Source organism: Silvanigrella paludirubra (assembly GCF_009208775.1).
Lineage (GTDB): Bacteria > Bdellovibrionota_B > Oligoflexia > Silvanigrellales > Silvanigrellaceae > Silvanigrella > Silvanigrella paludirubra.
In genome coordinates, this window is record NZ_WFLM01000001.1 from 131524 (window position 1) to 157111 (window position 25588).

Below are 25588 nucleotides of genomic sequence, written 5' to 3' on the forward strand. Positions count from 1 at the left end.
CTTTTTTTAATAGACAATGCTATATAAAATAATTAAAATGATAAATGAAAAAATTAGTTTTGATTTTGCTAAATGATTCATATAAATCCTTTCTTAATTGATAAAAATAAATACTAAAATTTTACAAAAACTAATTCAGACTCATTGTTAGAAAATTGATTTAAATCTCCATCATACTGAGAACAATAATTTAAATTCATTCCTGAATTATCTAAAACACATTGAATGACTTTATTAGCATTTGCTGTTAATAAATAAAAATTATTTTTATCTTGAGTCATGCTAACCGGACTTTGGATCATAGGGTGAGTAAATTTAAGAGTAACGGGTTTTAATGTCCCATTAGAAGATATTTGACTTCCATAAATTGCATTATCACTTAGAGACGTTGCGTAAAAATATCCTGACAGAAATGCAAATCCCCATGGCTGACTAATTGAGATTGAAGAGTTACAAGTGTTCAATTGCCCGTTTATGGTTGATATAGAACATACATTTATGGCATTTGTATTATTTCTACCGATATAAATATAATTTTCATTTGTTCTAATTGAATACGCATTGTTACTATTAGAACCTGTCATGTTGCAGTTTTTTAAATCACCTAATTCTGTTATTTCACAATAAGTAATACTATCTGAACCATAATTTCCAATATATAAATAACCATTATTTATTGTCAGATGTTTTGAGTCTTGTATTAAATTAGATATTATATTTACTGAGCAATAAGTTAACATTCCATTATTTGAAATGTAACATTTATATATTTGATTTTCGCCTCTATTTAATACAAATGCGTATTTTTTATAGATACTAATCCCTATAGCTTTATCAATATTTAATCCGGTATTGTTACAGTCTAAAATATTCCCATTGATTTGAGATATATTGCAATATATGGGAAAACCACCATTTGCTATATAAAGAAATTTAGATCCCGCTTTAGGAGGAATAATAGCTGTGAGATCTACAGATGAAAGCGCGGTTATATCTTCATTATTATTTATATTACTTCCTGTAACGCTTGCTCTGTTACAACTTAAAATCACATTTAAGGTAAAATATAAAAGAATAATTATTTTTAAATTTTTTAAGATCATTAAAAATCCTTTAATTTCTTAAAGTTAAACTTTAATTTAATTATCGGATTTAAAATAGGAATATGAAGGGAATTTTTTAGCTTTTTTTGTATTTTGCTAAATCTGCAAGCATATGGATTTGTCCTAATATCGATTTTTTAAAATCGCTTAATAGAAGACTTTCATTTTCCGAATGCGCATTTGTATAAGGATCTTCAACTCCTACTAAAATAGCAGGTATGCCGCCGAATTCGTCTGATAAAGGCTGAACAAAAGGAATGCTAGCGCCACAGCCAATGAATTGGGTAGTATGAGCGTATCCTTTTTCAAGTGAGCGAGCCGCAATTTGATATACATCTGCTTTTGGGTCTGCGATTGACCACCAATTACTTGCTGATTCGGACGTTACTTTAAGTCTAAATCCAGGGGGGCATATCATTTCAATGTGTTTCGTTAACTTATTTAAAATGTCTTGAGGTTTCATATCGGGGACTATTCTAATGGATACACGTGCCCAAGCAGCATCTTGAATTATGTTACTTACAAGTTTTTTTGAACCACTTTGAATTGCGTTTATACTTAGTGAAGGATAACGCCATAAACGTTCTGCAAATTCCGATTCAGGAGCAATAAAAGGCAATCCATTTAATAATCCTGTAGCACCTCTAGCAATATTTTCCATTTTAAGATTTGAAAATTGCGTTCTTTCTTCATTTGTTAAAGGTCTTATATCATCTAAAATGCCTTTTACTTTTATATTTCCTTTTTCATCGCTCAAAGAGGATAAAATATGGGATAAAGCAATTACAGGATCGGGTAAAATTCCTCCCCACAATCCAGAATGCACGGGGTGATCTAAGGCTTCAACTTCAATATCAACGGCAACAAGTCCTCTTAATGCTGTTGTAATACTTGGAATGCCAGAGTCGACATTGGCGCAATCTGTTACGATAATTCCATCTGCTTTTAATTTATTTTTATGAGAGCGAACAAACTGGGCTAAATTATTACTGCCGATTTCTTCTTCGCCTTCAATAATAACTTTGACGTTAACAGGAAGTTCTCCCATTGTCTTTAAATATGCAGAAATGGCTGCGGTATGAGCAATAATTCCAGCTTTGTCATCTGCAGTGCCTCTGCCATAAAGTCTTCCGTTTTTTTCAGTAGGAATAAATGGATTCGAATTCCATTTTTCTTCACGTCCAGGTGGTTGAACATCATGGTGTGCATAAAGTAACAACGTAGGAGCATCGGGTTTATGAAGCCATTCTGCATAAACATATGGATGAACTCCTTTAGAAAGTTCTAAGACTTCGACATTTTCCAATCCCGCATTACGTAACGTTTCCGCCGTTGCTTCTGCGCTTAATTTGACTTCATTTTCATCGAATCCATTTAAACTTACACTAGGGATTTTAACAAGTTTTTTTAAATTTTCGTATTCATTTTTTAAATTACTTTCACAATAATTTAATGCTTTTTGAGTTGCTGCTGAAGGAGCGGTTGTAAAAAGGGGATCCCCTTTTTCATTTTTGCAGCCACAAGTTGAAGAATGCGTATGGTTTATGTTGTTCATAATTTCTCGCAATTATAGATTGATTTGAATAAATATTATGCTAAATATTCTCATAATATTTATAAAAAACTATATATTTTTTTTCAATATTTGCCAAGCTTCATTTAGGTATTTCATAGCTTCGTTTGAGTTTTTAGCGTTTTTGTCTGGATGCCAATTTTGTGCAAGTTTTAAGTATTTATCTCTAATTTCTTTTGAGTTATTAATTTCCGATAAATTTAGAAAAGCAAGAGCCCAATCTATTGTTCCCATTTTATATTTATTTGCAGCAAGTAAACAAGAATCAAAATCATTTTCCGTTTCTAGGTGTTTTATTTCTAAAATATTTTGAAGTTCTTGAAGAGCTATTTTTCTTTTTTCAAGACGTTCTTGTTTTTCTAATTTTTTTAACCTCTTTTTTTCAGCATCTCTTCGCAATGCTTCAAATAGGTCTTCATCAATAAAATCGTTATCCATGTTGGAATCGTCCACCTGCTGTTATATGTCTATTGGATCGAAATGCTTTTTAGCTGTTTGAATGAAATTTAGGGAACCCCACTTTGCATTCAAGCTCAATTAAAAGGAATTAAATACTGACATGCCAAATCTTTCTTTTCAAGAGAACTTAATTCGCAATATTTTTATGCTTGAAGCCGTCTCACGTATTGCTATGAGTGCCTTATTTGGTTTTGCTGTCTTGTGCTTTGGATATACTTTAAGTTTAAAAGCGAGAGATAAAAAGCATTCAGAAAAATTTCATTTTATTGCTCGGGTTTTCTTTATTTTAGCATCTGTTTTTACGGTTATTTATGCAACTCTAGAGTTTATTTTACCTATTAATACTTTCACAACCCAAGTTTATACAGCCATTTGTTTGGTGCTTGCCATTGCTGTCATCATCATTGATCGAGGAAAAGAAGGACTTCCCTCCTTCTCTTTTTTAGTTGGTGCGCTTATATTTTTAATGGTAACAATTACACCTTTTCTCGATCCAAAACCTTTATATCGAGCGACCTCTGTTGATTGGCTGGTTTATTTTCATGTTGGTACGGCTGCATTAGGAGAGGCCATTTTTGTTGCTGCTTTTTGTGCCTCACTTTTGTATTTAAGAGAATATCGAAAATTAAAACAAAGAAAATTAATGAAAAACCCATCACCAACAAGCCTTTCAGGTTTGGAAAAATTGGTAGAACGCTCTTCTCTAATTGGTCTTTCCTTCATCACTTTTAGTCTTCTCTCAGGACTTGCCTTGATTTTTGTCGGTAAAATAGCTGTCCAAGTTGGATTTGTTAAAATTTTATGGGCATTTTTGGTTTGGGGATGGTATGTGATGACGATCTTTGGCAGAAGTCTTTGGGGCTGGCGTGGGAGAAAAGGTGCCAAGTTGGCAATTTTTGGCATGATCCTCCTGCTTTTGGGATTATTTGGTACAATTTGGCAGTACTTTTAAAATTCGGGAAGAGTTACTTAAATTATGAAAAAAAGAGTTCTCATACTCCATACGGGTGGTACATTTGCAATGGTTTTAGGAGGCAATAATCATACAGCCTCTAAGCAACAATCACCTCATTTATTAGAAAACTTATTACAACGGGTACCTGAAATCGCTTCGCTTGCAGATATCGATCTCAATGTCGTTTGCAACATCGATTCCTCCGATGCAAACATTGATTTGTGGATCCAGCTTTCCAATGCAATTTTAGAAAACTGGTCTCAATTTGATGGTTTTGTCATTATCCATGGAACGGACACCATGGCTTGGACGGCAACGGCTCTTTCTTACTTTTTAGAAGGATTGACAAAACCTGTCGTATTTACAGGATCTCAAAGACCACTCACAGCATTAAGAAGTGATGCGCGTGTAAATATGATCGATGCTGTGGAACTTGCTGCTTATGGTATACCTGAGGTTTTAATTTGTTTTGATAGTAAAGTTCATAGAGCAACCAGAGCTACAAAGTATTCTAATGAGCATTTATATGCTTATAAGAGTTATAATTCTCCTATCATTGGAAGCTTTGGTGTAAATATTAAGTTAAATCATAAAGTACTAAAATCAATTTTACCCGAAGCCAAAAGGCATCCTCCTATTATTAATACTTTGGCAAATGGGAATATCACTTCACTATTATGTGTACCTGGTGCTCTTCCTTCACAAAGCTTTATTGATGCCTTATTAGCTTCTACTAGTGGTATTATTGTTCAAGGATTTGGGGCAGGTAATTTACCTATTGGAAATAAAAATTGGTTAGAATTATTTGAAAAGGCGTTAGACCGAGAAATTCCTGTTGTGATTGCTTCTCAATGTGAATCTGGTTCAGTTGCTTTAGATTTATATGAGAATGGAAGAGTATTTTCTGCTTTAGGTGCTATTTCATCATTAGATATGACGTTTGAAGCGACTAGCGTAAAACTTATGGTTATGTTAGGTAGAAAAATTCCTTTTCATAAAAGACATGAATTTTTTGCAACACCATTGGCGTTTGAATGTACTCCTGTTTTATTAAATGAAAAAAAAGATTAGGTGCTAAACTATGACAACAGCAAACCATTTCTTTACGTATTGCGGAGTACATTATAAAACGTGTCCTGTTGAGTTACGTGAAGAATGGGCTTCAATAGGCACTCCTGAAAAAATAAATGAAATTTTAAAAAATTTATTTCCCAGTATTTTTATTGAATTTGTTGTAATTAGTACATGCAATCGCTTCGATATTTGTTTTTTTGGAAACGTAAATGAAAATCATGTTATACAGGTATTTTCTGAGTTAAATAAAGAAACTAAATTTAACATTAATAAATCAACAACAAATCATATTAATAACTATTTAAATATTTTTTATGATGCAAACGCAATAAGGCATTTATTTAAAGTAACAGCAAGTTTAGATTCTTTGGTTTTAGGTGAACCACAAATATTAGGGCAAGTTAAAAATGCCTATCTTAAATCAACTGAATTTGGATACGTACAGAGTTTAGCAGGACCTATTTTTAATCGCTGTTTCCGAACAGTTAAAAAAATTAGAACCGAAACAGATATCGGAAAAAACGGGATATCTATTGGACATGCTTCAATAGATATCATTTCTCGTGTCTTTGATAATTTTGAAGATAAAAAAATTGTGCTCTTTGGTGCAGGTGAAATGTCTAGAATCACCGCACAACATTTATTATTTTCAAAGGCAAAAAGTTTATTTATTGCCAATAGAACATTTGCTAAAGCAGAAAAATTAGCATTGGAACTAGGACAAGCTTGGCCACTTGAATTAGAAGATGCTGTTCAGCGTATTCATGAATTTGATATTTGTATTGCTGCTGCATCTGGAAATCAATATTTAATTCAAAAAAATCATATGAAAGAATATTCAAAGAAACGTTATGGAAAACTTTCTGTAATGGTTGATATCAGTGTGCCAAGAAAAATTGACCCTGATATTTCTTCTTTGGACAATTTATTTTTATTTAATGTTGATGATCTTGATTTAGTAATGGAAAAAAACAGAGAAAGTAGAAAAAGTGCTGCTTTATTAGCTGAAAAAATAATTGAGTCCGAAGTTCAAGACTATCTTATAACAACTAAACAAAAAGAAAATCTTGCAAACGTAGGTCGCCTTCATAGTTGGGTAAAAAATGTAGTAGACTATGAAGTAACAAGATATATTCGTGATATTAATAACGGAAAAAAAATAGACTCTAATGTAATATCCGATGCTGTAGCAAAAAAACTTGTTTCTTATGCTGCTTATTTAGCAAAAAATAATATTAAAATTGAGACTGAAGAAAGTACCGTTGGGGATCTTCTTGAGTTTTTATTTCATCTTTCAGAGCAACCATTATTGCCTGAAAATATTCAAAAAGAAGATAATGTCTTTAAATTCCCCATTAAAAATAAAATGAACACAAGGAACAATTAAGCTTGTTCTTTTTTAGAAAGTTTTTTTAATGTCTCAAATTATTCATATTGCAACAAGAAAAAGTATGCTCGCTTTATGGCAAGCAGAAACAATTCAAAAATTACTAATATCTCAGGGTGTTCAGACTAAGTTATTACCTATTGTAACAACTGGTGATAAAATGCAAAAATCTCAATTAGCAGAAATTCAATTGCAAACTGAGAATCAAGATTCTCATCATTTAACAACAGGTAAAGGGTTATTTATAAAAGAAATTCAAGAAGCTCTGTTATCTAAAAAAGCACATGTTGCTGTTCATAGTATGAAAGATTTACCAGTCACCCAAACTAAAGGTTTAAATATTGTTTCTTTATTACCTAGGGCAGGTGCGAGAGATATTCTTATTCTTTCTCCTGATGTCTTACAAGAAACAAAATTAAATTTATTGACTGATAGTGAAAGAAAAAATATTGATTTTGAAAAATTAAAATCCATTCTTTTGTCTAGTAAATTGTTTATGGAAAAACAAATTGGGACAACAAGTACACGAAGACAAATGTTGTTAAAAAAAATATTTTCAAATCAATTAAATTTACAAATTTTACGTGGAAATGTAGATTCACGATTAAAAAGAGTAAAAAATAATGAGTTTTCTGCAATCATTTTAGCTGAAGCAGGTCTTGAAAGATTAGGCTTTTTAAATCATGAAAATATGTTTTTTCTACCAACTGAAAAATTTGTACCAGCAACTGCTCAAGGTGTCATAGCCGTAGAAGCTATTGAAAATGATTTAGAATTAATTTCATATCTTAATAAGCTAAATTGTAAAAAAACTTGTATAGCAGCAGGTCTTGAACGAATGGTTCTTGCGCTTTTAGGTGGAGATTGTCATTCTTCTATTGGTGTCTATTATGAAAATAAAAATCTACATATTATTTGTGGTCGTAATTTAGTTCATAAAGAAGCAATTATAAAAATGGAAAGTTCCTCACTTAATGAGATTGAATCATTATTTTTAGAAAGTAAGGGAAATTTTTCGATATTTTTTACAAATTTATGTCATTCAATACATGCTAAAAATATTAATGAAATTTTAATTGAAAAAGGCTTTTTGGAGGTCAGTGAGTTAAATTTTTTTAATCTTTAGGAATTTATTTTAAATGAGAAAATTGAATAACCAGACAGTTTATGTCGAATGTGGAATTGAGGGAGATCTACCCTATCATTCTTCTCATTTATTTTTTCCAGTCTTTAAAGTTTTGCACGTTCCATTTGTGTGGAAACCTCCTATTTCCAATAAATTTTCAATTTGCTTTACAAGTAAACACGCTGTATCTGCGTTTAAATTGAATGTATTAAATGAAGTTCCAAAAAATCAATGGCAAAACTGTTATTATGTAGGTGCTGTTGGTAAAAATACGGCAAAAGCAATACGCAATGAACTTCCTGACTTTTTACTTAAAAATTCAAGTGAGATCCTTTATCCAAAAACAGAAAATGGTCTTTTACCTTTGTTAAAACAATATAATGAAATATTAAATGTAAATCACTCATTATTTATTTTTACTTCAATTATTGGAATATCTAAAAAAATTGTATTTGAATATAAAGATCATTTGAATTATTCACCAGATATTATCTCTATTTATACATTAGAAAATTTAGATGATAATTTAAGCAAAAATTTTTTAAACTCCATATTTTCAAAAGTACAAACTCAAAATACGAATTTTGTATTTAAAGCGAGATCTGGTCAAATATTAAATAGTATTATAAAGTTACTAATGGCTTTTTTTAATGTAACGAGCCCAGTTAACTTACCATCATTTATTTTCTTTTCAGCTTGGGAAAAATCCGCACAAAAAGTTCTTTTAGAGTTAAATTTAATTGACAGGGATATTTCTTAATGACAGTTTTAAAAAGGGATCCGCTATTATTTTAAGGAGAGTGGTACCTAAATTAAGTGTAAGGTAATCCTGATTTCTAATGATACAGGCTTACTTGAGGTAATCTAAAAATGAAGCAATCAGAAAAGCTCTGGATACAAAACCTTGCAAGGGTTAGTTTAGGAAAATCTTTAAGTCAATCTATTCATACTCAAATGATTAGTTTTTCGATTCAAGTTTTTTTAGAAGAACTTTGTAACCTAATGATGAATTATTCACAGCATTTTAATGAAATCATTGGAGATGCCAAACCTGACGAAGCCATTCGGGTTTTACAAATAAGCCAACCTCGACCCGGCCTGATTATCCTTAAAGGTGGGGATAAAATGATTATTTCTTTAGTTGGAAAAATCATTCGTGTTCGTACTGTTCAAGTTCATGTAGATACAGAACGAAATTTTCAATCCTTCGATTTTGAACCAAAACAAAATGAGCAACTTGGTATATTTTGGCGTTGCGTTAATGATGGACAACTTGTAAACCCAGAGCTTGTGGCTCAAAATTATTTGAGTTCATTTTTAGTCTGTGGGTGTAGAGCATTGCCCCAAACATTGCGCTTAGTGGTAGCAACGCATCCTTAATTTATCATGCTATATGTAGAGGTTATTCATGTTAAATCATGATGTTAAAAATCGAATTGAAGAGGGCATTCCAGATTCTGAGTGTCTTGTAAATGAATTTTCGGGAGGAACAGATCATTATTCTGTTGTCGTTATATCCGATTCATTTGATGGGCTTGCTTCCTTAAAAAGGCATAGAATGATAATGGATCTCTTTAAGGAAGAAATGGATACGGGTGAAGTTCATGCCCTTACCATTAAAGCCTTAACCCGGAAACAATGGAATGATCAAAAATTAAAATAAAATAAAAAATTTTATATTTATAAAGTAGGAGTTTGAAGTGAATTCACAATGGAAATCAAAAATTGAAGAAGATGTAAAAAATAATGAAATCATGGTTTATATGAGAGGCTCGCCACAAGCACCTCGTTGCGGTTTTTCTGCAAAGGTAATTCGTACTCTTAATGAACTTGGTAGACCCTTTAAATCCGATGATATGGATAGCGATCCTGAGTTATGGTCTACTTTAAAAGAAATGAATAATTGGCCAACATCTCCTCAAATTTTTATTAAAGGAGAATTTATCGGTGGTTGTGATATTTTTGTAGAAATGTTTCAATCCGGTGAATTGCATGAAAAGCTTGGTTTGCAAAAATAATTATCTTTGTTTGTTATTTGTTTTGAATTTGTTTGTTTCCTGATAAACTCAAGAATCTGGTTTTATCAGGAGTTTTTTTTATGCGTCTTCATTCTTTTACAAGAAGTTCTTCTCTTTCTGTTTCATGCGAAGAGGCCTTTCAATGGCACAGACGATCGGGTGCTTTTGAGCGAATGTTACCTCCTTGGATGACTTCCCAAATTATTTCTAAAGAGGGAACTATTTATGATGGCGACTCCGTTACCATTAAAACAAATTTAGGTGTTATTCCTTTTGTTTTTAAAGCTCAACATCAAAACTATATTGAAAATAAACAATTTGAAGATATACAAATTCAAGGCCCTTTTGCTTTCTTCAAGCATCTGCACAAATTTGAAAAAATAGATGATAAAAAATCTAAAATCACAGATCATATTGAATACAGTTTGCCAATAGGAATGTTGTCTCGTTTTTTAGGTAATAAATTTATTGATGAGAAATTAAATAAAATGTTTACTTATAGGCATAGAACTTTAAAATATGATTTGTTTTTACATTCAAAATATTCAAAGAAAAAACTAAAAATTTTAGTAACAGGTGCTTCGGGATTGGTAGGAAGTAATTTGGTTCCTTTCTTGACTTCGGGAGGCCATGAAGTCATTAAGCTTGTCAGAACAAATTATAAGTTAGAAGAAGATGCAAATCACTTTGCCATTTGGGACAGTGAAAAAAAAGAATTTGTAAATCCCGAAATTTTAGAAGATCTCGATGCGGTTGTTCATTTAGCTGGAGAAAATATTGCAGCACAAAAATGGAGTGAAGAAAGAAAAAAAGAATTGATCGACAGTCGTGTACATTTTACTTCTGCAATTTGTAATGCTCTTATAAAACAATTAAAAACGCTTCCAAAATCTTTTATTTCTGCATCAGGAATTGGGATTTTTGGTAGCCGGGATTATGACGATATTTTACATGAAGAATCTAAACTTGGGAGCGGGTTTCTTGCTAATTTAGCAAAAGATTGGGAAATGGCATCCCGTGAAGCTGAAAAAGCAGGTATTAGAGTTGTTAACTTAAGATTTGGTACCATTATTTCTTTATCTGGTGGTGTTTTAAAAAAAATGTATACACCTTATCGCTTGTGTTTAGGCGGACCGTTTGGATCGGGAAGACAAATGATTTCTTGGATTTCTATCACAGATGTTCTCGGCCTTATTTTATTTTCCATCTCAAATAATAAAGTAGAAGGTGCTGTAAATGCGGTTGCTCCTCATGCAGTTACGAATGAACAATTTTCAGAATTATTAGCACAGACTTTAGACAGGCCAAGCTCGTTAAGAATTCCTGAGCTTTTTGTAGAATCTCTTTTTGGTGAAATGGGAAGAGAGCTTTTGTTATCGGGGCAACATGCAAAACCTGTTAAAGCATTAAAAAATGGTTATGAGTTTTTGCACTCTCAATTGCATGATGCGTTTACTTATTGTTTAGGTGTTTAAAACGTTTTTTTAATCATAACTTATAAGTTAATATATAAATAAAAAAAGAAGCCTCTTTTTAAAAGAGGCTTCTTTTCATACTTTAAGCAGTAATTTGTTTTAATTTAAGAATTAAAATGCATATGCTGCTGTTATGTATGTTTTTGTAGCGTTATTTTTCTTGCTAACGTTACCATTTGAATCTGTGTAGTTACTGATATTTGATGTTTCATAATCAAAGTTAAACGCAGTTTCAAATGTATTTACAGCATAACCAACAGAAGCCGTGATTTGATTATTTGCATAGTTTTGAGAAGTGGATGTGCTTCCAAAATTTACATTTGCCATTGCATAAGCAGCAGCATAAGTTAATCTATCCCCCTTTTGGATCATATTTGTTAAATAATTGGAAGAGTCAGCAGCTAAAGCAAAGCCAAGTAAGTAAGCTGTCTGAGAGTCGTCCGTTGTTGGGTTTGTATAATTAAAATCGCCACTGGAATTTTTTGTAGCTGTTTTCGTTTTTCCGATATTTTCGTTTTCATAGTAAACGCTGAAACCGTTTCCAGAAATATTTCCTTTGCTACCAAAAATACCAGCATGGTTATAAACAAGGGATGCTTCTACGTGTGTAACGTCTCTTGCTTGAGTTAAAGTACCATTGGAGTCTTGGTTTGTAGGAGAATTTCCTTGAGTACCAAAAAAGCCTTTTAGAGCTAAGGATTGGTTATCATCAATATTTACATTTGCAGCCAAGTGACCAGCAAAACCAATAGATTGGCTGAATGAAGTGCTTTCCCAATTTGCTTGTTTTGTAGATGCGCTTCCTGACCAAGAATATCCGCCGGTTGTATTGCCTGTAGAAGGATAAATAGGGTTTGCATAAGCCACTATGTTATTAAAGGCACCAAAGCCCACTTCAACACTCGCTTTTTTTCCAAAAGCCATTGCTTCTTTTAAATAAGCACCATCTTGACGACCAAAACCAGTAGTTGTCCAAGCAGCATCTGGAGTTGTTGCGTCTGCGTTTCCTATACGAATTCCACCTAGCGATAAGGTAGTTGTGAAGGTATTTTCGCCTGCTTTCACAGTTAATACGTCAAGGTTTAATTGAGCGCGGCGAAGTGTAATTGCTCCGTTCCCATTATCACCACTAGTTGTTTGTGTAGTTACACCATTTGATGTTGTTGCTGAACTGGATGCAACTGTTTGAGTTGCTTGTTGGTTACCACGAAGTTGAACTTCAACTTGTCCAGATGCAATTCCACCAGACACATTAACACCCAAGCGAACTTTATTAGCTTGTAAGTCAGGTGTACTTACTCTTTGAGAGTCACTTGTATTTGCATTTAATTGAATGATTCCTGCAAATGTTACTTTATTTTCAGTAACGTCTTTTTTTTCCATTTCTTTTTTTAAAGCATCAATTTGATCTTGAGAAAATAAAGTACCACCCGTTGTACCAGCGGCATCGAGAGCTACTTTTTGTTCTTTGTTTTCTACTGTTGATTTATTTTCTTGTGCAAATGCTGTACTTCCAGCAAGAGATAAAGCAGATATCGTTAAACTACGTAAAACGGACTTTTTCACAAATTACTCCTTTAGCAGTAACAAGCTGTATATGAGTGTATAAAAAAACAAATATATACCCTAAACTAAGACTTCCAGAAGATAAGATAGGGTGTTTTTTTTGTCAACCAGGCTGCTAATTTTTTTAATAAATCTGTTTTTCAATGTGGTTTTTAAGAAAAGAAAAAAAAATAATAATTTTAATAATTTAATTTTATACTTGAAACTTTTATAATGAATTATCTAAAAAAAATGTAATAGAATTTTAATGGAATTAAATATGAAAGAAGCTAAAAAATAAGCTTTTATTACTAAAAATTTTAGAGAATATTTTTGATTATAATAGATTTAAAAATTGAAAAAACTTAATTCAAAACCTAATTCGAGTTTTTCATTCTAAATTATATGGATGTTGTTAGTTGTGTTTTTCTTTTTTCTTCTATTTTTTTTATAAGATAAATAGATATTTCAACCATTAAATACATTGGTATAGATACTAAACATAAGCTAATTACATCAGGAGGGGATAAAATAGCCCCAATGATAAAGCATCCTAAAAAAGCAATTTTTCTATTTTTAATTAAGGTTTCAGAAGGGAGTATTCCTGCTAATCCTAATAAAGAAAGAATGACAGGCACTTCAAATACAGCACCAAAAATAAGCATCATTGTAATTAAAGAATTAAAATAATTTTCATAAGTTATCATGACTAATGCATATTGACTTGCCCAACTTAAAGCATTTGAAAAAAAATAAGGAATGATTAAAAAAAATCCAAAAGAAATTCCTAAATAAAATAAGAAGACACTTGCAAAAACAGAAATGAGAGCAATTTTTTTTTCTTTTTCATATAAAGCAGGAGCCACAAAGTTCCAAACTTCACGTGCCATAAAAGGAAGGCTTAAAGCAAATCCGATAAGGAAACAAATTTTAAAATTAACTGTAATCACTTCAAATATACTTATGGAAGAAAGATTCTGGGTAATTCCTTGTTGTTTTAAATTTAGCAAAACAGAGTCATAAGGTTTTTTTAAAAAATGAATTAAGGGTTCCATAAACAAAAAAGAAATTCCAGAAAATGCACTGAGCCATAAAACGGCGCGCAACGCATGTTTCCTTAATTCACGGATATGATCAAATAAAGACATTTGTGAATCTTCATTGCCATTTAAAACGGCTTCTCTTTTCGCTTTTCTTTGAAGTCCAGCGTTAAAAGCGGTTGAAACATATTGAAAAGGTCTAAATCCCATGCGGCTCATTTATTTTGCCTCCAGCCAATTTATACCATGACCGACTTCCACAAGCATAGGAACTTTAAATGAGACACAGTCCTCCATTGCTTTTTTTACAATTTTTTGAATTTCTTCGTATTCATTTTCTGGGCCATCTAAAACAAGTTCATCGTGCACTTGTAAAATAATTTTTGTTTTTAACTTTTTTTGCACAATGGCTTTATGAACAGCGAGCATGCCTAGTTTCATAATATCTGCGGCTGTTCCCTGAATAGGTGAATTGATAGCCATATTTTCGGCAAGTTTAGCTTCTAAAGGATTTTTTGAAAACATAGCAGGAATAGGGCGCACTCGTCCAAAATAGGTTTTCACAAGGCCTTTTTCGTGAGCCTGAGCTCTTTGGTCATCCAAATATTTTTTCACACCTGAAAAATTTGTAAAGTAACGTTCAATGAATTTTTTAGAGTCATTTAAAGAAATTTTTTGTTGTTTTGCTAAACGCTGTGCTCCCATTCCATATATTATTCCAAAGTTTATAGCTTTTGCTTTGCTTCTTTCTTCATTTGTTACTTCATCTAAATTTTTACCTAGAATTTGTGCAGCAGTTTGTCTATGAATATCAGCTCCTGAGTTAAATGCTTTAATCATATTTTCATCTTTGGAAATATGGGCAAGAACTCGTAATTCAATTTGTGAATAGTCTGCAGAAATAATATTAAAATTCGATTTTGATGCACTAAAAGCGGCTCTTACTTTTTTACCCCAATCTGTCTTAACTGGGATATTTTGCATATTGGGATCGGAGCTTGAAAGACGACCTGTAGCAGTACCAATTTGATTAAAATGGGTATGAACACGACCTGTAGATTTTTTTACAAGTTTAGGTAACACAAGAACATATGTTGAAAGTAATTTAGAAAGCTCACGGTGATGTTGGATTTTTTCAACAATAGGGTGTTCTTCAAATTGTTCTAAAACACCGGCATCGGTTTTGTAACCTTGAGTGGTCCTTGCTAGTTTTCCTTTGTATCCTATTTTTTCATGAACTTTTAAATGATCAAACAAAATATCACCCAATTGTTTTGGGCTCGTGATTTTAAATGGGAATCCGACTTCGCTAAATATTTCATTTTCAATTTTCATTAAAGTGGATTGTATTTCAGCAGTTAATCCACCTAAATATTCAGAATTGATATGAACTCCATTTCTTTCCATTTCAGCAAGAAGTAATAAAATGGGCATTTCCATATCATAAAATAATTTTTGGAGATCTGCATTTTGCTTTAACTTATTTTGATAAAATGTCCAAAGACGAAATGTAGCATCAACATCTTCACAAGCATATTCGGTTAATTCAGATAAAGGAACATCTAGCATTGATGAACGTCCTGTTTCTTTACCTATAAGAGCACTTGTTGGAATTTTTTGAAAATCAAAATGTTTTAAAGTTAAAAAATCTAAGCTAAAACCGCCTTCTGCTGGGTTGCTTAACCAGGCTGCCACCATAGTGCAACATGCAGGGCTTTCTCCAATTTCCACGCCCATGTTTTTTAGCATATGAAGATCATATTTTAAATTGTGAGCTGCAAATGGTGCTTTTCTTTGAGCAAGGGCTTCTTTAAGTCCTTGCCAAACATCTTTTGGAGAATACTCAGGTAAGTTTTTTTCTTCGGTTAATAAAGTACCGCCCAATAAATGAGTATCATGAGCTGGAATATAATAAGCAATTCCTTCTTCGAAACAGAGCGATATTCCAATTGGGGTATCTTCAATTATATCTAAACCTGTAGTTTCTGTATCTAGAGCAAAATAAAGAGTTTTAGGGTCTGTTATGCGATTTAAAATTTGTTTTAATTGTGCTTTTGTTTTAACAAGTGAATAATTTTTTTTATTCCAATTAGAATTGTCACTTGATAAAGATTGTGTTGGTTGTGTCTCTACTGGAGTAAATTTTTCGTGATGTTCTTTTTCTTCAAATAAATTTGTTTGTGGTTTATTTGTTTCTTCATCCTTATTTTTTTCAAGATTAATTTTTTGAGAAGAAGGGGTATCACTATAAATATTTTTTACTAAAGTATGCATTCGCAAGGATTCAAGTTGTGCTTTTGCTGTCTTACTTGTTTTTAAATTTTGATAAGTATAACGTAACGACAACTCGGAAACATTCATGGGCACAGAAGTGTTTATTGTAACAAGATATCTAGATAAAAGAGCATCTTCTTTATGATTTTCAAGTGCTGTTTTTGCTCTTTTATTAGTAATTTTATCTAAATTTTCATATACATTTTCTATAGAATGATATTCGGAAATTAGTTTTGCTGCTGTTTTGTCGCCTATTCCTTTAACTCCAGGAATATTATCTACAGCATCGCCTGTAAGAGCTAAAACTTCAATAACTTGGTTTGGTGGTACTCCAAAATAATCAATTACTTTTTCATCATTGACAATATCATATTCGTCTCCTTTTTTAAGAGAAAACATTTTAATATTATCATTTACAATTTGCATGTAATCTTTATCAGAAGTAACAAGAAATACTTCACCATAATGCTCAAAGTATTTAGCAAGGGTGGCAGCAACATCGTCTGCTTCAAATCCAGGTATAGCAAAGGATGGAATTCCCATTTCTTTTACTAAATTTTGAATTAAAAAAATTTGTGGAATGATTTCAGGAGGAGTTTCGCCACGGTTCGCTTTATACAAAGGGTAAACTTCATGGCGAAATGTTTTTTCTTTTAGATCCCAACATATAGCGAAGTGTGTTGGGTTTTGTTCTCTAAATATTTTAATTGCAACCTTTAAAAAACCATAAACAGCGCCAATTGGGGTACCGTCGGGAGCTGTTAAGCGCGATCCCATTGCATAAAAGGAACGAAATAGGAGCGACATCCCATCAATAATAAAAAGACGTTGTTTTGTATTTTCCATAATATTTTCCTAAAACATTTTTTTATAAATGATTTAATTTTATAAAAAAATGTTACTTTGTTTCTTTTGAATTTTCTGAGTCAGGAATCCCTTGACTTGTTGGTCTTAATAAAGGGAATAAAATAGTGTCTTTGATATTATCGCAGCCACATAAAATCATAGTAAGGCGGTCAATGCCAATCCCAACACCTGCAATTGGTGGAAAACCGTGTTCCATGGATGCAAGATAATCTTCATCAAGTGGCATTGCTTCGTCGTCACCGTGTTCTCTTGCTTGCATTTGTTCTTCAAAGCGTTCGCGTTGATCGATAGGATCGACAAGCTCCGAATAAGCTTTTACAAGTTCAACTCCATTCACAAGAAATTGAAAAAAGTCGACATATTCAGGTTCTTTTGCATTTCTTCTGGCAAGAGGTGCCATTTCAACTGGATATTTTACTAAAAAACAAGGTTGAATTAATTTAGGACGAGAAACTTTTTTATAAAGGGAATCAACCATATTAGCCCAGCCTAATGTATTGATATCGTCGTCAAGGCGAATATTTTTTGCTTTTATTTCTTTTGCAAGGGACTCTTTGGTATTCCATTTTTTAATATCTATACCGCAGTCTTTTAAAATTAAATCAGAATATTCAATGACAGGCCAATCGCCAGAAAAATCAATTTCATTTCCACCAAGTGTTACCTTAACGGTACCAAATATTTTCTCAATAAGGTTACGCATCATGCCTTCAACAAATTTTCTCATTAAATCGGAATTCGAATAAGAAGCATAAAATTCAAGCATGGTGAAGTCTTGAAGGTGAGTAGCCGATATTCCTTCGTTCCGAAAACATCTTGCAAACTCAAAAACTTTATCAATTCCAGCACCAATAAGTCTCTTTAAATAAGTTTCTGGAGCAATTCTTAAAACACACTCAATATCGAGTGCATTATGATGAGTGAAAAAAGGGCGCGCTAAAGCTCCTGAAGGAGTTGTTTGTAAAATGGGCGTTTCTACTTCATTATATCCATGATCTTCAAGGTAACGGCGTAGCGCTTTTACAACTTGAAAACGTTTCGCAAAAACTTCTCTGGATTCATTATTCATTATAATGTCAAGATACCTTTGGCGGTAACGAGTTTCAATGTCTTCAATCCCATGGTATTTTTCTGGTAATGTACGTAAACATTTGTTTAATAATTTCCAGTTTGCAACACGTAAAGTAAGCTCACCTGTTTTTGTAACAAACATTTCCCCTTGAACACCAACAAAATCTCCAATAGAAACGTGGTTAGCAAACTCTTCAAAAACTTCAGGAGCTTCCTCTGTTTTACGAACACATATTTGAACTTTTCCACTGAAATCATAAATATGAGCAAATAGAATTTTTCCCATGGTACGCATTGCGACAACACGTCCTGCTGTACTTACGTCTTTTGTACCTTCTGTTAATGCGGCAACTTCAGAAATGGTGTGCGTTTTATTATAATGGTCGCCAAGATTTCCTCTTTCTCTTTGCTCTAGAAATTTTGTTTTTTTAAGTTCAAAAATATTGTCTGACATACGAAATCCCTTATTTCTCTTGCAACCGTACCGCAAGGGTTTTTATTAATATAGAAAAAAATCCAACTAGAACAATGCTCGGTCCTACGGGCCAATTAAAGCTGAAAGCAAGTAGGATGCCAAGGAGTCCACCGATAAAGCTTAATAAAACAACTATAGGAGAAAAAACACTCCTTGGCTGATAAATAATTGTAGGCAAAGTGAGTAGGGCGGAGATCATCAACCCCCCTACAGCAAAAAGTCCTGATAGAATAGCAAACGTCATTAATATTGGAAAAAGTTTTTCTAATAATTTTACTTTAAATCCGGCTATTTCTGCAAACTCGGGGTCTGAAAGCCAAGCGTCCCAGTGCTTTTTTAATGATAAAATAGAAATAGAAACTAGAATAAGAGCGATCGCAAGTACGGAGACATCTCGCCAAGAAAGGGTTAAAACATCTCCAAATAAAATACTTTCAGGATCGATTCTTGTGTCCTTATTGCTGGATATTGCTATAATTCCAATAGCAAAAAAAGAGGTCAGACAGATAACGGCAGACGCATCGGGTGGAATTTTTAATGTTTTTAAAATCCATTCAGATATAAATGTTCCTAAAAGTGCTGTAAAAATGGCTCCAACTAAAATACAACCCCAAAAAGGAAAATCGGTAAATTTTGCTAAAAGAATGCCAATGATAACTCCTGGAAATACAAGATGTGATAAAGTATCACCCAAATAAGCTCGTTGTTTTAAAACAACAACAGGACTTAAAATTCCACACATAATAGTAATTAATATTGTTGCTACTAGTGCTATTTGTGCAAAACTGTATTGAAATATTTGTATTAAGTTAGAGAATTCTTGAAACATAAAAATAAAGGCCTTTAAATTTGATTTTTAAATCATAAAAATAATACAGAAAAATATTTATAAATTGTTTTACAAGACAACTGTAGATATTTCCTGATCATGTTTTCGAGTAAAGCTAATTTTTTTTGTAATATAACTTTTAAAATTTTCGAGATGATGATCTACGATAAAAATACAAACTTTATGTTCCTGGGCAAGTTCTTCTAGTGTATCCATTAATTGTTGTTGGCAACAAACATCTAAACTAGCAAGCGGTTCGTCTAAAAAAAGCATTTTAGGTTTAGAAATAATCGCTCTCACAATCATGGCACGAGTCTTTTGGCCGCCGCTCAATTCATGAAAACTTCGGTTTTCATAACCTGAAAGTTGCCATTCCGAAAGTAAATTTATAATTTCTTGGTGATCATTTTGAGTGAAATGATAATGAGGCCCTTTTCCTTGTTTTATAAAATCGCAAACGGAAATATGGAAGTAACGATTTACAGCATGAAATTGAGGAACATAAGCAATGCCTTGTGATATGTTATGTGCAGTTGGAATAGGGGCATCATGAAACAACACAGAGCCTTTTAATGGTTTGATTAATCCAAGCCATGTTTTAAGTAATGTGGATTTTCCGCAACCATTCTGTCCTACTATGGCATAAATTCCAGGAAAAGTAATTTCACCAGAAAATGGATTTGTAAGAGATTTTTTATTTGGATAACCGACAACCAAATTACTCCAGCTTAAGTAGCTCATATATTTCCTAAAAAATGAAAGACTATTTTTTTAGGGCATTTAAAATAGTGCTGACATTTGTTTTCCACATTTCAGGTGCTGTCTCTGCGCCTGAGCCCTTCGTACCAAGTGAGTCGCTATAAAGTGTACCACCAATTTTAACGCCTGTTTCCTTAGAAACGGTTTTTATATTACGCATATTTCCTGTTGATTCAAGAAATAGTGCCGTAATGTTTTCTTTTTTAATTTGCATAATTATGTCTTTTAGCTGTGCGGGTGTCGGAGAAGCTTCATCTGACAATCCAACGATGCTTTTTATTTTGAAACCAAATTCGTTTGCAAAATAACCAAGAGCATCATGATTTGTGGCAATTACTCTTTTTTCTACTGGAATAGCTTCAATTTGTTTTTTTAATTCTTTTATTTCCATTTCCATTTTATGAATATAATTTTGTGTGCATGTTGTTATATATCTTTCTTCATCAGGCTTTAATTTTATTAATAAATTAGAAATTTTTAGGAGAGCTTCTTTTGTTAATTTGGGAGATTGCCAAATATGGGGATCATATTCTAAATGATTATGTTCTTTAGTTTCATGGTCATGATTATGATCGTGGTCATGTGAATGTGTATGACCGCCATCCAGTTTGGTAAGCGACATATTTTCTGTTACCGTAAACCAAGTTTGATTTTTATTTTTTTGGATTTTAGATATCCAAGGTTCTAAGCCAGAACCAATAGAAATAATGACATCTGCTTTTGCAATTGCGATACGATTTGAAGGCGTCATATGAAAGGTATGAGGATCGCTTCCAACAGAAATAATATTTTCTATTTGAAATGATTTAGAATAACAAGATGCTTGTTTTACAAGATCGGTTAAATAAGGAATTGTGGTCTCAATTTTAATTTGACTCATTTTTTCATTTGCTAAAGAAACATTATGAAACATAAAAGAAAAAGAAATAAAAAATACACTAGATAATAAAAATTTATTCATATTTTGATACTCAATCCGTCGCTTAAAGAGTTTTTATAAGCTTTTATTGCAGGAATAATCCCAATGATACAAGAAATAGCAATAACGATGATAAGATATAAATATTCTGTAGACTGTAAATTTAAAAAAGGAATCAGAATTCCAAATTTATTTAAAATAATAGGCTGTGATATTTTAATAAATCCACAACATAAAATATATCCTAAAAAACAACCAAATAAACTTATAATAAAAGATTCTGAAATTAATAAAAAAACAATGGATTTATAACTGGCACCAATTGCTCTAAGAATGGACATTTCTCTTCTTCTATTTTCAAGAGAAGTATAGATAGAAACCATCATTCCAATAATGCCAATCATAATCACAAAAATAGAAATAATTTGAAAAGCTATTTCTGCATAAGAAATAGTTTCCCAAAGTTGGCTCAAAGCGGCACCAGGAATAACGGCCATTAAAGGTTCTTTTTTAAAATTATTTATTTCTCTAAGTAAACCTAATGCGCTAATGCGAGATTCGGCACCAACTAAAAAAGAAGTAATTTGGCCAATTTGAATATTTTCTTTTTTAATTTGATTTTGTGGTGTTTCTTTACCTGGCAGTGCAGGAGATCCATTTACCCAATCAATATGAATGGCTTCCATTCCTTCCAACGTAATATAAACTGCTCGGTCAAGAGGTGTTGTTGTTTCTTTAAGAATAGCGACAATAGTAAAAGGTTTATCTTTGTGAGTGAGAATACCAGGTCCATCGCTAATGCCATGCGTTAACGAAATTTTATCGCCTATTTTTAAATTTTCTTTTTTTGCAACTTCAAATCCAATCGCCGTTTCAAATACATCATTTGGAACATTTCCTTCGGATATCTCTATTTTTTTATCCCCGAAAAAACGATAATGCTCATATAAATTTTGATCGGTTCCAATCACTCGAAAGCCATTATAGCTATCTCCCAAGGAATAAGGAATTGTCCAACTCACTTCAGGATTATTTTTTATGCTTTCGTAAGAAGACCAAGAGATATTATTTGTTGCATTTCCCATATGAAAGATGGTGTATAATAAAAGTTGAATGCCACTTCCACGGGAACCTACAATTAAATCTGTTTTGCTAATTGTATTTGAAAAGCTTTCTTTAGCTCCTAGCTTTATTCTTTCAATTCCAAGAAAGAGCATGATGCTTAAAGCAATTGAAAACACGGTTAAAATAAAAGTCATTTTTCTATTTAAAAGCGATTGAAATGCTATTTTTAGAAGGATGATCATGATTTAACTCTATTAATTTCGGGTAAATAAATATGATTTGAAAAAAACTTTTTGAGATCTTTATCATGACTTACAAATATTAAAGTTGTGTTTTGTGATTCACATTGATCAAAAAGATTTTTTAAAAACTGTTCTCGATTATCTGCATCAAGAGAACTTGTTGGTTCATCAGCAATAATTAATTTAGGAAAACCAATTAAAGCACGGGCAGCAGCAACTCGTTGCTGTTGACCAATAGAAATTTCTGTTACTTTTTTATTTAAAATTTTTCCAATTTTTAAATTATTTGCTAATTCAACACATTTTTCTTTTAATTCTTGTAAACTTAAATTTTTTCTTCTTAAAGGACTTATTTTACAAGGCAATAAAATGTTATCTAAAACATTTAAATAGGGTATTAAATTAAATAATTGAAATATATAACCCATTTCACTACCGCGCAACTGGTCTCTGAGAGAGGGCTTTAATCCAATAAATTCGGTATTAAAAATTTTGAGAGATCCGTCATATGCAGGAAGAATTCCTGATAAAATGCTTAAGAAAGTCGTTTTACCACAACCGCTTGGGCCGTATAAAAATAATTTTTCTCCTTCTTTTACATTTAAATTTTCAATGTCTAATACGGGAGAGTTCTTTTTATAAGAATATTTTAAATTTTTTAAATTTATGATATCGTTCATAACTGCAGAAAACCTTTATCGTTCGTTATTTTTGATGCGGATTGAGTGGAATTACTTAATACTTGGGCATCAATTTGTTTTATGTTTGGAAAAAATGGTTTAAACTGAAAAGTTACTTTACTTCCAGTAATGTCTTTTTGGCATTTAATATTAAATTCGGCTCTAAAATCTCCGTGTTCGCCTTCTATCTTTTTATTTTTTGTTTTTGAATCTTTCATATTGTCTTCATCTCCATCCTCGTCTTTTACAAAGGGTTCTATTTTATTAGGAGAAAATGTACAACCTAGTGCGGAATCTAATTTAACTATTTGTGAGATATTCTTTTTTAATTTTTCAACTGCTTCAGAAACCGCTTTTTTATCATTTTGTGTTTTTGCTTCATGTTCAAACCCATACATACTCACGGCCGGCATTTCCATTTGAATAGTTGCTGTTGTTTGTTGAACTCCCAAATTGATTTTGGCAGAACCATGATTGTGAGCTCCATGAGCATAAGTATTTTGTAATAAAAATATGGATGCTGAAATTAAGCATAATCTTAAAGAATTCTTAAGCATGTTGTGCCTCATTACTGTTAAGTTATTGATAATATATGAAATATTATCTTAAAAAAAGAGTCTTGCATAAATGCAAAAAATTTGCAATAGATGCTTGTCATTTCTATTTTGAAAGGATTCACTCCGTGGAACCAGATGATCATTATAAAGTTGAATTTCAAATACCCCATCATCATCATGGTGATGGATGTAGCGGTAAATCATTTCAGCAACTCGCTTTTGATGCCTTAAAAGAAAATAATTTTAGAATAACGAAATCTCGTCTTGCTTTAATCGAATGTTTAGCAAATACGACAGTTCCCTTATCTCCAAAAAGTATTTTTGACTCATTAATAAATGATTATAAAATAAAAATTGATCAAGTATCTGTATACCGTATATTAGAGACTTTTAGTCAATTAAATTTAGTTCATCAAGTTTTTCCTTCTGGTGATTATTTATCTTGTACCACTCGTTGTGAACATAATTCAAATCATATTATTTTAAATTGTATTAAATGCAGTAAAGTAAACGAAATCCATATGGACTGGAATCCAATTTATAAAATATTTGAAAATGTAAAAGAAAAGTTTCAATTTGAACCAATAAAACAAATGTTTCAAATAGACGGGATATGTAAACAATGTCGCTAAAACAGCAAGGAAATAAATATATTTTAGCAAATACTTGTTCGGGTATTCCAACATTTAAGCATATAGAAACCAATGAAATTCTTCATGGACAAGTGGGTCCCTATCAAGAAGCTATTCATTTATATGTAAATCAATCAAATATTTTAAATGCTGTAAGTGAAGAATTTGTCGTATATGATTTAGGAATGGGTTGTGGTGCTCAACTAATTGCAATGTATCAATCTTTTTTGAAAAACCAAAATATTAAAAAATTAACCGTTGTGAGTTTTGATTTAGAAAAAGAAGGTTTGATTGCTCTTCAAGAAAATATTCATTTATTTTCTTATGTAAATGAATTTATGGAGCTGTTACCTCTTTGTCTTTCTCAAAATAATTTTGTTCATAAATTGCAAGATGGTCGTATTTTTGAGTGGAACTTTATTGAAGGAGATTTTTGTAAAACAATTTTAGAACCCAAAGGAACTTATCCTTTAGCTGATGTTGTTTGTTACGATTTTTTTTCTCCAGCAAGTCATCCACATTTGTGGACTTATCAAATATTTTCAAATTTAAATTTACATTTATCACACAATGCCAAAATGATTACTTATTCTTCAGCAACATGTATAAGAGCTATAATGTTTGCTTCTGGATTATATGTTGGATTTGGTCCATTAAGTGGTAAAAAATCAAAATCAACTATGGCAACTAAGCTTTTTCACGATTTAGAAGAGCCCTTGTCTTTGGAATGGAAAAAAACATTTCTTCGTTCTGAAGCAAAATTTTCATTAGCAGAAAAAGAAGAGAATAAAGAAAAAATTGTGAATTTGATTGATAATCATTCGCAATGGTCCTATTTCTAAATTACGTACTTTTTGACATTGAAATTTTCTTTTTCTGTTTTTCCCTTAATAATTTAAATAAATGTTTCTATTTCAATTTAAATTTTATTTTAAAGGGATTAATGTTTTGTGAAAAATATTTCATTTTTAGTAAGTATTATTGTTTTTGTATTTTATATTTCAAATGCAAATGCTGTTATTGGTTCTGCTGGTTGCGGCTTGGGTTCGGTCGTTTTTAGAGGATCGCAGTGGTGGAAGCAAATCTTTGCACTAACAACAAATCAAGCTACAGGATCTCAAGCTTTTGGTATTACATCAGGAACATCGGGGTGTCCGCCAGCTATATTTGGTGTAGTTGAAAATCAAGAAGAATATATTGAATTTAATCTATCTTCTATTCAAAAAGAAGCAGCTCAAGGAACGGGTGAATTATTATTTGGGCTTGCTTATAGGCTGGGTTGTGATCAAATGTATTTTCTAGATTTTGGTACTTATACTCAAAAAAATTATATTGAAATTTTTACTTCACAAAATGCAAAAAATGTTTTGTTTAATATAAAAAATTTAATTCAAAAAAATGAAATTTTAGTGCATAACTGTAAATATATTAATATCTAGTTGTTTTTTTGACATAATTATTTT

At 31.7% G+C, this 25588-nt stretch carries 25 protein-coding genes; 12 read left to right on the forward strand and 13 right to left on the reverse strand.

The window, feature by feature from the left end; translation table 11 throughout:
- Positions 1-113 precede the first annotated feature (113 nt).
- From GCL60_RS00830 to GCL60_RS00840, 3 genes are all read right to left on the reverse strand, one after another.
- Entirely contained in the window at positions 114-1103 is a 990-nt protein-coding gene (locus GCL60_RS00830) for a hypothetical protein (RefSeq protein WP_153417959.1), read from the reverse strand.
- 76 nt (positions 1104-1179) lie between these two features.
- Positions 1180-2658, reverse strand: coding sequence for a M20/M25/M40 family metallo-hydrolase (locus tag GCL60_RS00835; RefSeq protein WP_153417960.1), 1479 nt, complete (start codon positions 2656-2658; stop codon positions 1180-1182).
- Between the two features lie 69 nt (positions 2659-2727).
- Positions 2728-3114, reverse strand: a complete 387-nt coding sequence (locus GCL60_RS00840; RefSeq protein WP_153417961.1) for a J domain-containing protein — start codon at positions 3112-3114, stop codon at positions 2728-2730.
- Between the two features lie 121 nt (positions 3115-3235).
- Between GCL60_RS00840 and ccsA the strand changes: the two genes are divergently transcribed.
- The 9 genes from ccsA to GCL60_RS00885 all read left to right on the forward strand — a co-directional run bounded on the left by ccsA (position 3236) and on the right by GCL60_RS00885 (position 11170).
- Positions 3236-4087 (forward strand): cytochrome c biogenesis protein CcsA, encoded by an 852-nt coding sequence (gene ccsA, locus GCL60_RS00845; protein ID WP_153417962.1) that lies wholly within the window; start codon positions 3236-3238, stop codon positions 4085-4087.
- 24 nt (positions 4088-4111) lie between these two features.
- Positions 4112-5161 carry an asparaginase gene (locus tag GCL60_RS00850; RefSeq protein WP_153417963.1) on the forward strand — a complete coding sequence of 350 codons (1050 nt, stop codon included), beginning with the start codon at positions 4112-4114 and terminating at the stop codon, positions 5159-5161.
- A 10-nt stretch (positions 5162-5171) separates the two neighbouring features.
- The gene (gene hemA, locus GCL60_RS00855; RefSeq protein WP_153417964.1) at positions 5172-6551 is read left to right on the forward strand and encodes a glutamyl-tRNA reductase; all 1380 of its coding nucleotides are present in this window, start codon (positions 5172-5174) and stop codon (positions 6549-6551) included.
- 28 nt (positions 6552-6579) lie between these two features.
- On the forward strand, positions 6580-7677 hold the full coding sequence (hemC, locus tag GCL60_RS00860; RefSeq protein ID WP_153417965.1) for a hydroxymethylbilane synthase: 1098 nt from the start codon (positions 6580-6582) through the stop codon (positions 7675-7677).
- 13 nt (positions 7678-7690) lie between these two features.
- Positions 7691-8437, forward strand: a complete 747-nt coding sequence (locus tag GCL60_RS00865) for a uroporphyrinogen-III synthase (protein ID WP_153417966.1) — start codon at positions 7691-7693, stop codon at positions 8435-8437.
- A 110-nt stretch (positions 8438-8547) separates the two neighbouring features.
- The gene (locus tag GCL60_RS00870) at positions 8548-9057 is read left to right on the forward strand and encodes a hypothetical protein (RefSeq protein ID WP_153417967.1); all 510 of its coding nucleotides are present in this window, start codon (positions 8548-8550) and stop codon (positions 9055-9057) included.
- A gap of 28 nt (positions 9058-9085) precedes the next feature.
- Entirely contained in the window at positions 9086-9340 is a 255-nt protein-coding gene (locus GCL60_RS00875) for a BolA family protein (RefSeq protein ID WP_153417968.1), read from the forward strand.
- A gap of 37 nt (positions 9341-9377) precedes the next feature.
- Positions 9378-9695, forward strand: a complete 318-nt coding sequence (grxD, locus tag GCL60_RS00880; RefSeq protein ID WP_153417969.1) for a Grx4 family monothiol glutaredoxin — start codon at positions 9378-9380, stop codon at positions 9693-9695.
- 80 nt (positions 9696-9775) lie between these two features.
- On the forward strand, positions 9776-11170 hold the full coding sequence (locus GCL60_RS00885; protein WP_153417970.1) for a TIGR01777 family oxidoreductase: 1395 nt from the start codon (positions 9776-9778) through the stop codon (positions 11168-11170).
- Between the two features lie 111 nt (positions 11171-11281).
- Here the strand turns inward: GCL60_RS00885 and GCL60_RS00890 are convergent, their stop codons facing one another.
- The 10 genes from GCL60_RS00890 to GCL60_RS00935 all read right to left on the reverse strand — a co-directional run bounded on the left by GCL60_RS00890 (position 11282) and on the right by GCL60_RS00935 (position 23493).
- Positions 11282-12736, reverse strand: a complete 1455-nt coding sequence (locus GCL60_RS00890; protein ID WP_153417971.1) for an autotransporter outer membrane beta-barrel domain-containing protein — start codon at positions 12734-12736, stop codon at positions 11282-11284.
- A gap of 380 nt (positions 12737-13116) precedes the next feature.
- Positions 13117-13974, reverse strand: coding sequence for a twin-arginine translocase subunit TatC (tatC, locus tag GCL60_RS00895; protein ID WP_153417972.1), 858 nt, complete (start codon positions 13972-13974; stop codon positions 13117-13119).
- Positions 13975-16875 carry a DNA polymerase I gene (gene polA, locus GCL60_RS00900; RefSeq protein ID WP_153417973.1) on the reverse strand — a complete coding sequence of 967 codons (2901 nt, stop codon included), beginning with the start codon at positions 16873-16875 and terminating at the stop codon, positions 13975-13977.
- Between the two features lie 52 nt (positions 16876-16927).
- Positions 16928-18421, reverse strand: coding sequence for a lysine--tRNA ligase (gene lysS / locus GCL60_RS00905; protein ID WP_153417974.1), 1494 nt, complete (start codon positions 18419-18421; stop codon positions 16928-16930).
- A gap of 10 nt (positions 18422-18431) precedes the next feature.
- Positions 18432-19271, reverse strand: a complete 840-nt coding sequence (locus tag GCL60_RS00910) for a metal ABC transporter permease (RefSeq protein WP_153417975.1) — start codon at positions 19269-19271, stop codon at positions 18432-18434.
- Positions 19272-19340: 69 nt separating this feature from the next.
- The gene (locus GCL60_RS00915; protein WP_153417976.1) at positions 19341-20012 is read right to left on the reverse strand and encodes a metal ABC transporter ATP-binding protein; all 672 of its coding nucleotides are present in this window, start codon (positions 20010-20012) and stop codon (positions 19341-19343) included.
- A gap of 22 nt (positions 20013-20034) precedes the next feature.
- Positions 20035-20991: a metal ABC transporter substrate-binding protein gene (locus GCL60_RS00920; protein WP_153417977.1), complete on the reverse strand. Its 957-nt coding sequence runs from the start codon at positions 20989-20991 to the stop codon at positions 20035-20037.
- Entirely contained in the window at positions 20988-22256 is a 1269-nt protein-coding gene (locus GCL60_RS00925) for an ABC transporter permease (RefSeq protein WP_153417978.1), read from the reverse strand. Before GCL60_RS00925 ends, GCL60_RS00920 begins: the two co-directional genes overlap by 4 nt.
- Positions 22253-22936, reverse strand: coding sequence for an ABC transporter ATP-binding protein (locus GCL60_RS00930; RefSeq protein ID WP_153417979.1), 684 nt, complete (start codon positions 22934-22936; stop codon positions 22253-22255). The genes GCL60_RS00925 and GCL60_RS00930 overlap by 4 nt, the downstream gene beginning before the upstream one ends.
- Positions 22933-23493, reverse strand: coding sequence for a ZrgA family zinc uptake protein (locus tag GCL60_RS00935; protein ID WP_161998024.1), 561 nt, complete (start codon positions 23491-23493; stop codon positions 22933-22935). Before GCL60_RS00935 ends, GCL60_RS00930 begins: the two co-directional genes overlap by 4 nt.
- 125 nt (positions 23494-23618) lie before the next feature.
- Between GCL60_RS00935 and GCL60_RS00940 the strand changes: the two genes are divergently transcribed.
- The 3 genes from GCL60_RS00940 to GCL60_RS00950 all read left to right on the forward strand — a co-directional run bounded on the left by GCL60_RS00940 (position 23619) and on the right by GCL60_RS00950 (position 25564).
- On the forward strand, positions 23619-24125 hold the full coding sequence (locus GCL60_RS00940; protein WP_161998025.1) for a Fur family transcriptional regulator: 507 nt from the start codon (positions 23619-23621) through the stop codon (positions 24123-24125).
- Entirely contained in the window at positions 24116-24967 is an 852-nt protein-coding gene (locus GCL60_RS00945) for an MnmC family methyltransferase (RefSeq protein WP_153417982.1), read from the forward strand. Before GCL60_RS00940 ends, GCL60_RS00945 begins: the two co-directional genes overlap by 10 nt.
- Positions 24968-25075: 108 nt before the next feature.
- Positions 25076-25564 (forward strand): DUF3015 family protein, encoded by a 489-nt coding sequence (locus GCL60_RS00950; protein ID WP_153417983.1) that lies wholly within the window; start codon positions 25076-25078, stop codon positions 25562-25564.
- Positions 25565-25588: the final 24 nt, after the last annotated feature.